Annotated in this window: 6 protein-coding genes and 1 riboswitch; all 6 genes read right to left on the bottom strand. The window is 64.6% G+C overall.

Annotation, left to right across the window (positions count from 1 at the left end; all coding sequences use genetic code 11):
* Positions 1-618: 618 nt before the first annotated feature.
* A complete protein-coding gene (locus HMPREF3172_RS05125; RefSeq protein WP_141741584.1) occupies positions 619-1,182 on the bottom strand; it encodes a hypothetical protein in 564 nt (187 codons plus the stop codon).
* Positions 1,183-1,368: 186 nt separating this feature from the next.
* Complete coding sequence (locus HMPREF3172_RS05120; RefSeq protein ID WP_070515931.1) at positions 1,369-2,784, bottom strand: L-serine ammonia-lyase; 1,416 nt, start codon at positions 2,782-2,784, stop codon at positions 1,369-1,371.
* Positions 2,785-2,909: 125 nt separating this feature from the next.
* Positions 2,910-3,308, bottom strand: coding sequence for a glycine cleavage system protein GcvH (gene gcvH / locus HMPREF3172_RS05115; protein WP_070515930.1), 399 nt, complete (start codon positions 3,306-3,308; stop codon positions 2,910-2,912).
* 72 nt (positions 3,309-3,380) lie between these two features.
* Positions 3,381-4,559: a glycine cleavage system aminomethyltransferase GcvT gene (gene gcvT / locus HMPREF3172_RS05110; protein WP_070515929.1), complete on the bottom strand. Its 1,179-nt coding sequence runs from the start codon at positions 4,557-4,559 to the stop codon at positions 3,381-3,383.
* A 13-nt stretch (positions 4,560-4,572) separates the two neighbouring features.
* Complete coding sequence (gcvP, locus tag HMPREF3172_RS05105) at positions 4,573-7,539, bottom strand: aminomethyl-transferring glycine dehydrogenase (protein WP_370919340.1); 2,967 nt, start codon at positions 7,537-7,539, stop codon at positions 4,573-4,575.
* Positions 7,540-7,654: 115 nt separating this feature from the next.
* Positions 7,655-7,753, bottom strand: a riboswitch (glycine riboswitch).
* Between the two features lie 85 nt (positions 7,754-7,838).
* Complete coding sequence (locus tag HMPREF3172_RS05100) at positions 7,839-9,518, bottom strand: amidohydrolase (protein WP_070515923.1); 1,680 nt, start codon at positions 9,516-9,518, stop codon at positions 7,839-7,841.
* Positions 9,519-9,641: the final 123 nt, after the last annotated feature.

Below are 9,641 nucleotides of genomic sequence, written 5' to 3'. Positions count from 1 at the left end.
GTGAAAACGCATTACACCGCAAATCTGCACCACCCCAAGGCTGAACGACGAGGCGGAGGGACGGAATTATCGGCAACCTACGGCTTGGTTACCTGCGGGCTGGCTGCCAGAGGGCCAAACTCGCGGCGGCGGGTTGGGCTGCCAGAGGGCCAAACTCGCGGCGGCGGGTTGGGCTGCCGGCGGCTAAAGCGCAGCCTTAGCGGTCCAGATTCACGCTTTAATGCAGAATCACGCCGTAAAGCGCCACATTAACGCGTGAAAACGCATTACACCGCAAATCTGCACCACCGGGCCGAACCACGAGGTGGAGGGACGGAATTATCGGCAACCTACGGCTTGGTTACCTGCGGGCTGGCTGCCAGAGGGCCAAACTCGCGGCGGCGGGTTGGGCTGCCAGAGGGCCAAACTCGCGGCGGCGGGTTGGGCTGCCGGCGGTTGAAGCGCAGCCTTTACGTGCCAGACTCACGCTTTAATGCAGAATCACGCCGTAATGCGCCGCATTAACCCGTGAAACCGCATTACACCGCAAATCTGCACCACCGGGCCGAACAACGAGGTGGAGGGCCGGGCTTGTTGGCAAGGACGGGTCCGGTTGCCGGGCCCGGTTGCCCAATGGACTTACAGCACCTGGGAAGCGACAACACTCACCGCAACAAGCCCCGCGCACACAGCCCACGGCACCCAGAGGAAGCGCACGCGCACACCGTCGGAGTCTTCCGACGCAGCCCCACCAGTCGCTTCAGCACCGCCGCGGGCGTCGGCGGCTCGGCTGCGAATGAGAGTCGCGGCATCGTGAGCGGCATCATCCCCCGTGAAGCGACGATTGCGCTCCGGCCCCGCCCACGCTGAATAGCTGCGGTCGTCGGTAGTCACTGTTACAACGGACCGGACCTGAACATCGCGAACTGCGGCGTAGGGCACGGTGATTTCTCGCACCGGCCCGCGCAGCACCAGATGGTCATCCCGCAGGCGCATGCACGGCTTGTAGATGAACGCCCACGCGGCCACGCACACAGCGAGCAGCGCCGGACCAGCAATCAGCCACAGGGCGGGCGTTCCGCGCAGCAGAGCATCGAGCAAAAAGATTCCCGCAGCGAGGATGAGAGCACCAGCCGTGACGACACTGAGCTTCGAGCGATAGACGTCGTCGCCCACAGCGTCACCAGTCGTCTTACCTGGCATAACAGTCGCCCTCCCGAGCCAGCCGGCACCTCGACACCAAAAACCAACACCCTATTGTGCCCCGGCAGCCTAGCCGCGCAGAATCACGCGCTCATGCAGATTCACGCTTTAATGCGCTGCATTAACCCGCAAAAACGCATTAAAGCGTGAGACCAGCGCCAACCGGCGGCCAATCCAGCCCAGCCATCAACACTCAACGACGTTGACGGCGAGGCCTCCCATGGCGGTTTCCTTGTACTTGTCCATCATGTCCTCGCCGGTGGCCTTCATCGTGGCGATGACTTCGTCGAGGGACACGCGGTGCGTTCCGTCGCCCCACATGGCCATTTTCGCGGCGTTGATCGCCTTGCCCGAAGCGATGGCGTTGCGCTCAATGCAGGGGATCTGCACGAGCCCGTTGATCGGGTCGCACGTGAGTCCCAGGTTGTGTTCCATGGCGATTTCAGCGGCGTTTTCAACCTGCATGACGCCTCCGCCGAGTACCGCGGCAAGACCGGCGGCGGCCATTGAGGAAGCTGACCCCACCTCGCCCTGGCAGCCGACTTCGGCACCGGAGATCGAGGCGCGCTCCTTGTACAGCACACCGATTGCCCCGGCGGTCAGCATGAAGCGGACGATCGCCTCGTCCCGGCTCATCGAGATTTCGGAGTTGATGCCGCCGTGGCGGGCTCCGCCTTCTACGCCGCGCACGTAGTTCAAGGCGTAGAACATGACAGCCGGGATGATGCCGGCGGCTCCGTTGGTCGGCGCGGTGACCACCCGGCCGGCGCTGGCGTTCTCTTCGTTGACGGCCAGCGCTACGAGGTTGACCCATTCCTGGTAGTACTCGGGCCTGCGTTCGGGGTCTTCCTGCAGCAGGCGCTGGTGCCACTTGTGCGCGCGCCTGTGCACGTTGAGGCCGCCGGGCAGAATGCCGTCGCGGGCCACGGAGTTCCGCTCGCACTCCTCCATGACGGAGTAGATGTGCAGCAGTCCCGTGCGGATCTCCTCTTCGCTGCGGTGGGCCTTTTCGTTCTCCAGCATCACCTGCCACACCTCGAGACCGGATGTGCGGCACTGTTCAACGAGTTCCGCTCCCGAGGTGAAGGGATAGGGGGCTTCTGCTCGCTCCTCTTCCGCTTCTTCTTGGAGGCCGCCGTCGAGTTCGGACTGGCTGACGACGAAACCACCGCCGACGGAGTAGTAGGTTTCTTCGGCAATCACGCCGCCGTCGGCGTCCTTTGCCTGAATGGTCAGCGCGTTGGTGTGGTGGTCGAGCACGGTCAGGGGGCGTTTGACCATGTCTTTTTCGCTGAACTCGATGTCCCACTTGTCACCGAACCGCAGCACGCCCGTCTTTTCGATCCGCTCGGTGCGCTCTGCGAAGTCATCCGGCTGGATGCGGTCGGGTTCGCAGCCTTCGAGGCCCGCGAGGATCGCATCGAATGTGCGGTGACCGGCTCCCGTTGCGGCAAGTGACCCGAAAACGTCGACTGCGAGCGCTGCGGGCTGTCTGTCTCCGACCAGCTGCACGAAGCGCGCGGCCGCCCGCATGGGGCCGACTGTGTGGGATGACGATGGGCCGACGCCCACTTTGAACAGATCAAAAACGCTGACGGTCATGTTTCCTCCTGTTGTGCGACGCTGCACGGCCAAGGTGGTGACGGGGGATGCCCGAGGTGGGCGAGGGGGTGGGGATGCGTGCCCGGACCGGGAGGGGGTCCGGTCCGGGCGACCAGGTGGGTGGATCAGACGTGGTTTGCTTCTCCGTAGGCGGCGGCATCCATGATGTCGCCGACCTCGGTGACGGAGACTTCGAACAGCCAGCCTTCAGCGTAGGGATCGGAGTTCAACAGCGACGGGTTGTCGTCGACGTCTTCGTTGACGGCCGTCACTTCGCCTGAAACGGGGCAGTAGAGGTCGGAAACCGACTTGGTCGATTCGACTTCACCGCAGACTTCACCGGCGGTGACGGTGTCGCCGACTTCGGGGAGGTCTGCGAAGACGACTTCGCCGAGAGCGTCAGCGGCTACTGCAGTGATGCCGACGCGGACGGTGGTGCCGACGATGTTATCGCCGGTGGCGTTGATCCATTCGTGTTCTGCCGAGTACGAGTAGTTCTCCGGCAGCGGGGGCAGTTCAGCCATTGTGGGTTCCTCTCAATCAGGTGGTCTGCGGGCGGGTGTCTAAAGGGATGTCAGCGGTACACAAAGCGGGTATCAGTGGGCACCGCTGTTGTAGAAGGGTGTTTCGACGACGCTGAAGTCGTAGGACTTTCCGCGGATGTCGACGGTCACCGCGGTGCCGGGTTCGGCATGTGCCGTGTCGAGGTAGGCCAGGGCGATGGGGTGGCCCAGGGTGGGCGACGGCTGGCCGGAGGTGATGACGCCGACTTCGGCGCCGTCAACGAAAACGCCAGCACCGGCGCGTGCGGCACGGCGGCCTTCCGACGACAGTCCGACGAGTTTGCGCGGTGTGCCCTCGGCCTGGTCGGCGTCGCCCAGCTTCTGCATTGTTTCGCGACCGTAGAAGTCGCCCTTGTTCTTGAGCGCTCCGCGGACCATGCCGCCGAAGCCCGCGTCAAACGGCGTGGTTTCGCGCGTCAGTTCGTTGCCGTAGAGCGGCATGCCCGCTTCCAGGCGCAGGGAGTCGCGCGATGCCAGTCCGCACGGCAGTGCGGCACCGTCGAATTCGGCTTCGTTGATGCTCATCAGGCGGTTCCACAGGGCTTCGGCGTCGGCGTTCTTGATGTACAGCTCGAAGCCGTCTTCGCCGGTGTAGCCGGTGCGGGCCAGGAATACCTCCACGCCGTCGACCGTGATGAACGTCCACGCGTAGTATTCGAGGTCTTTGATCTTGGTGCAGTCTTCGCGGTTGTCGCACTCGGTGCTGCCGCACACGGCCGCCAGCAGGATTTCCTCGGACTTCGGGCCCTGCACGGCGATGAGTGCGGTGTCGTCGGATTCGCTGCGCACTTCGAAGTCCGCGGCAGCGCCGGCTGCCTTGGCCTTTTCGGCGCGGTCTTCGAGTGCGGCCACGACGGCCGGCGTGTTGCCGGCGTTGGGCACGATGAGGAATTCGTCATCGCCCAGTCGGTAGGTGATGACGTCATCGAGGATGCCACCGGCCTCGTCGATGATGACGCCGTACTTTGCCTTGCCGTTCTTCATGATGGAGTAGCGCGACAGGAGCGCGTAGTCCATGAAGGCGGCCGCATCGGCGCCGGTGACGCGGACTTCGCCCATGTGGGACAGGTCGAAGATGCCGGCGAATTCGCGGACGGCACGGTGTTCGGCGAGTTCGGAGCCGTATTTGAGCGGCATGTCCCAGCCGCCGAAGTCGGTGAAGTTCGCGCCGAGTTCAGCGTTGATCTGGTGAAGGGGCGTCTGCTTGGTCATGGGGTCTCCTCTGTCAGGCTTCGGCGTCGGCCGATTCGATGTCGAAGGCTTCTGGCGGCGGGCATTCGCAGACCAGGTTGCGGTCGCCGTAGGCACCGTCGATGCGGCGCACCGGCGGGAAGTACTTGGTCAGCTTCAGACCGGGCACGGGGAAGACCGCGGTCTCGCGCGAGTATTTCTGGTCCCAGTCGTCCATGACGCAGGTGGCGGTGTGCGGTGCGTTCTTCAGCGGCGACTCTTCGTAGGTGTATTCGCTGCCGATTGCGCGGATTTCTTCGCGGATGGTCTTCATCGCTTCGATGAAGCGGTCGAGTTCACCCTTGTCTTCCGATTCGGTCGGTTCGACCATGAGCGTGCCGGCCACGGGGAACGCCAGGGTCGGGGCGTGGAACCCGAAGTCGATGAGCCGCTTGGCTACGTCTTCTGCTGTCACTCCGGTTTCGGCGGTGATGGCGCGCAGGTCGAGGATGCACTCGTGTGCAACGAGCCCGTTCTCACCCGTGTAGAGAGTCGGGAAGTCCTCGCTGAGCGACTTCGCGATGTAGTTGGCTCCCAGCAGCGCGGAATAGGTGGCTTCGCGCAGTCCGTCCGGGCCCATCATCTTGAGGTAGGCGTACGAGATCGGCAGGACGCCGGCGGAGCCGTACTTGGCCTGGGAGATCGGCAGCGAGGTGTAGTCCTCTTCGCCGCTGACAGCGCGGCTGTCGCTGGAATCACCGGGCATGAAGGGGCGGAGGTGTTCGCGGGCTGCGACCGGGCCCACACCGGGGCCGCCGCCGCCGTGCGGGATGGTGAAGGTTTTGTGCAGGTTGAGGTGGCTGACGTCGCCGCCGAACTGACCGGGCTTGGCCACGCCGACGAGCGCGTTCATGTTCGCACCGTCGATGTATACCTGACCGCCGGCGTCGTGGATCGACGAGCACACGCGGCGCACATCGGCTTCGTACACGCCGTGGGTGGACGGGTAGGTGATCATGATGCCGGCGAGCACATCGCGGTACTTTTCAATCTTGGCGTCGAGGTCTTCAAGGTCGATTGAGCCGTCTTCTGCGGACTTCACGACGACCACCTTCAGCCCTGCGAGGATGGCCGATGCGGCGTTGGTTCCGTGGGCGGAGCTGGGCACCAGCATGACGGTGCGCTCAGGCTGACCGTTGGACACGTGGTAGCCGCGGATGGCCAGCAGGCCAGCGAGCTCACCCTGCGAACCGGCGTTGGGCTGGATCGACACGACGTCATAGCCGGTGACTTCGGCCAGCAGCTCTTCGATGTTGTCGATCAGTTCGCGCCAGCCGGCGGTCTGGTCTTCCGGTGCCAGCGGGTGGATGGATGCGAAGCCGGGCCAGGTGATGGCTTCCATTTCGGCTGCCGCGTTGAGCTTCATGGTGCACGAGCCCAGCGGGATCATGGTGCGGTCCAGCGCGAGGTCGCGGTCTGCCAGCGTGCGCAGGTAGCGCATCATGAGGGTTTCGGAACCGTAGGTGTTGAACACCGGGTGGGTGAGGAAGTGCGTGTTGCGCTGCAGAGCTTCCGGCACGCGGGGTGCGGGAACAGCTGCCGGACCGAAGGCGCCGGTGCCGGCTGCTTCGAATTCTTCTTCGTCGATGCGGCCGGCAGCGCCGAGGGCTTCCAGGAGCGTGTTGGCGTCGGCAACCGTGTGCGGTTCGCCGAAGCTCACACCCACGTGGGTGTCATCGATCCGCAGGATGTTGATGCCGGCTTCGCAGGCTGCGGCGACTGCCGCGTCAGCGTCCGGCACGCGCACCGCAACGGTGTCGAAGAAGCTCTCAGACACAGATTCGAGGCTGCCATCGAGCTTGTCGGCGAAGGCCACGGCCAGGCGGTGGATGCGGCTGGCGATCTTCGCAAGACCCACGGGACCGTGGTACACGGCGTACATGGATGCGACATTGGCCAGCAGCGCCTGGGCGGTGCAGATGTTCGAGGTGGCCTTTTCGCGGCGGATGTGCTGTTCGCGGGTCTGCAGGGCCAGGCGGTAGCCGGGCTTGCCGTCAGCGTCCTTAGACACGCCCACCAGGCGGCCGGGGATCTGCCGCTTGAGCTTTTCGGTCACCGCCATGAAGCCGGCGTGCGGACCGCCGAAGAACAGCGGAACGCCGAAGCGCTGAGCCGAGCCGACGGCAATGTCGGCACCCTGCTGAGCGGGGGTGCGCAGCATCGTCAGAGCAAGGAGGTCACACACGAAGGTGACCATTGCGGAACGCTCCTTGGCACCTCGTACGGCGTCGGTGAAGTCGCGCACGGCACCCGAGGTGCCCGGCTGCGCACAGACGATGCCGAACACGTCTTCGCCGATCAGGCCCTGGGACAGGTCAGCGATCTGCACCTGAAAGTCCATGGCCTTGGCGCGGGCGCGGATGATCGCGATGGTCTGCGGGTGCAGTTCGGAGTCGAGAACAACCGAGGAGCCCTTTTTGTTGGCGCGGCGCATGAGCAGCACGGCCTCTGCGACCGCGGTGGCTTCGTCCAGCAACGACGCGTTGGCGATGTCGAGGCCGGTGAGGTCCTGAACCATCTGCTGGAAGTTGAGCAGACCCTCAAGCCGGCCCTGCGAGATTTCCGGCTGGTAGGGCGTGTAGGCGGTGTACCAGGCGGGGTTTTCCACCAGGTTGCGGCGGATGACGGTCGGGGTGATCGTGTCGTAGTAGCCGCGGCCGATCATCTGCGTCTTCTGCACATTCTTCGCGGCGAGCTCACGCAGGTGGGCGAGCATTTCGACTTCCGATAAAGCGGCAGGGGTCTGCACACCATCGTCCTGGATGTTCTCCGGAACAGCGGCGCGCGCCAGAGCTTCGAGGGAATCAAAGCCGACCGTTTCGAGCATGGCGGCGGTTTCGTGAGCGCGCGGGCCGATGTGGCGGTCAGCGAAAGGGCGCTCGGAGTCACCGGTGAAGGAGGTGACGTGGGACAGAGCTGCGGTAACGGCTTCCGGGGCAGCGGTGCGGTTCTCGAAAGTCACAGGCGTTCCTTGGGTCGGAGTCTTGCTGGCCAGCTGGCGCAGCTGCGGCTTCCTCCCCGCTCTGTTGCCGTGCGGTCGCGCACTGAGCGCAATCCGACAGCGGTTTCAGAGTTGCCTCCGCTCTCCAGTACTGGGCCTGAGAGTTTCCCGGGGAGGGAATTGCACCTACGGCGCCGACGCGATGGCTTCGCGTGGGCTCTCCCGAAGAGCGTGATGACGGCAATTTCCGTGAGCCATGATACTTAATCGGCGCGCCTGAGTCAGCACAGGCTGTTTCGCCCTGCGGTCGGGCCAGCGGATCAGCGGCTGAAGCGCACCTGCCCGCCGACAACCGCAGTTTCGACGCGGGCATCGCGGATGGCCTCAGCCTGCTCGAACAGGGCGTCATCATCGGGGTAAGCCTGTTCGAAGGACACTGCCCCGTCAGCGCCCTCGCGGGCCAGCGGGTCGGTGTCGACGGTGATGAAGTCGGCTTCCATACCCGGAGCAATCCGCCCCGACACGTTTTCCCTGCCGGCCGCGAAAGCCGCACCGGAGGTGTGGGCGGCGATCGCGCGGTAGGCGCTCATGCGCCGCTCCGGCTGGTAGGCACTCGACCTGTCACCGCTGATGTCCGCCCTGGTCATCGCCGCGTACACGGCGGCACACGGGGTGCTCGGCTCCACTGGCGCATCGGATCCGAAGGCGAGCGCCGCCCCTGCGTCTTCCAGCTGCGTCCACGCGTAGCCGGCCAGTGCGGCATCCAGGGGAATCTGCGCCAGCAGGTGAAGGTCGGAAATGCAGTGGCGCGGCTGCATTGAAGCGATGACTCCGAGATCGGCAAAACGCTGAATGTCGCCGGGCTGGACGAACTGCGAGTGCTCAATGCGGCGGCGCAGCGTACGACCCAGGCGCTTTTCGGCCGCGCTGTGTTCGCCCGCTGAGCGTTCGTAGGCGCTGAGCACCTGGTGGACCGCCTGATCGCCGATGGCGTGGACGATCGGCACGATCCCAGCCCGGTACGCCTCGATCATGGCGTCCGTGAGCGCGTCTTCCGAGATCACCTCGGCCCCGTAGTTAGGGGCTTCTTCACCGTCTGCCGGCGGGAACGGCGAGGACATGTGGCACGTGTGCGAGCCGAGCGCACCGTCAGCGAAAAGCTTGAGTCCGCCGTGGTGGAACCAACTGTCGCCTTCGCCTGTTGTCCAGCCGGAGGATTTTGCCCAGGCGAGCTCTTGCGGACGGAGGTATTTGACCACGCGAATGTCCTGTTCGCCGCGCTGACCGAGTTCCAGCCAGGCGCGGCGGGACAGTTCGCCTTCGATTTCGTGTAGGCCGGTGAGGCCTTCGGAAAGCCACGTGCGCTGCTGAACCTTCAAAGCGTCAGCCGCGGCCGAGGCGGAGGGGTCTGGGATTGCGGCTTTCACCAGTTCTGCGGCGCCTTCGCGAATGATCCCGGTGAGCCTCCCGCCTGGTTCGCGGACGAACTCGCCGTCGTGCGGGTCGGGGGTGTGTGGGCCAACACCGGCCTCTTCGAGGGCGAGCCCGTTGACCCACAGGGTGTGGTAGTCGATCGACCACAGGGCCACGGGGTTGTTCGGTGCGGCTTTCTCGAGGTGAGCGCGGTCTGGCTGTGCGTCGAGGCCCCACTTGGTGAAGTCCCAGCCAGCGCCGGTGATCCATTCGCCATCCGGCACACCTGACGCGTAGTCGGCCAGCGCCGTCATTGCCTGTTCGAGGGATTCCGTGCCGAAAAGGCTGAGCTCTTCTGCCCCGAGTGCCTGCGAAAGACCGTGAATGTGGGCGTCGACGAAGCCGGGCATTGCGATGGCTCCGCCGAGGTCAACGGTCTCAGCGCCTGCGGTGTGGGCTCGCAATTCGTCGGCGCCTCCTGCGGCGACGATCTTTTCGCCCTCGACGAGGACGGCTGAGGCTTGCGGCTGGGACTTTTCGAAGGTGAGGAAGCGGGCACCGAGAAACAGGCGGCGGCGTGATGACATAGCGGCAAGTCTAGGTCCCACGGCGGTGCGACAAAGAACCGGCCATTAAGCTAGACTTTTCTTTCGCAAATACTTCCCCTATGCTGTGTTCGGGCCCTTTAGGTAAGCCTTACCTAATCTTCA

The sequence above is a fragment of the Brevibacterium sp. HMSC08F02 genome, from assembly GCF_001807555.1.
Classification (GTDB): domain Bacteria; phylum Actinomycetota; class Actinomycetes; order Actinomycetales; family Brevibacteriaceae; genus Brevibacterium; species Brevibacterium ravenspurgense.
Note: the sequence above shows the minus strand (reverse complement) of the source record. Positions and strands in the feature narration are given on the sequence as shown.

Coding starts and splice junctions, on each gene's coding strand:
- HMPREF3172_RS05100 (WP_070515923.1), bottom strand. CDS start 9,518: ATGTCATCACGCCGCCGCCTGTTTCTCGGTGCCCGCTTCCTCACCTTC.
- HMPREF3172_RS05125 (WP_141741584.1), bottom strand. CDS start 1,182: ATGCCAGGTAAGACGACTGGTGACGCTGTGGGCGACGACGTCTATCGC.
- gcvH (WP_070515930.1), bottom strand. CDS start 3,308: ATGGCTGAACTGCCCCCGCTGCCGGAGAACTACTCGTACTCGGCAGAA.
- gcvT (WP_070515929.1), bottom strand. CDS start 4,559: ATGACCAAGCAGACGCCCCTTCACCAGATCAACGCTGAACTCGGCGCG.
- HMPREF3172_RS05120 (WP_070515931.1), bottom strand. CDS start 2,784: ATGACCGTCAGCGTTTTTGATCTGTTCAAAGTGGGCGTCGGCCCATCG.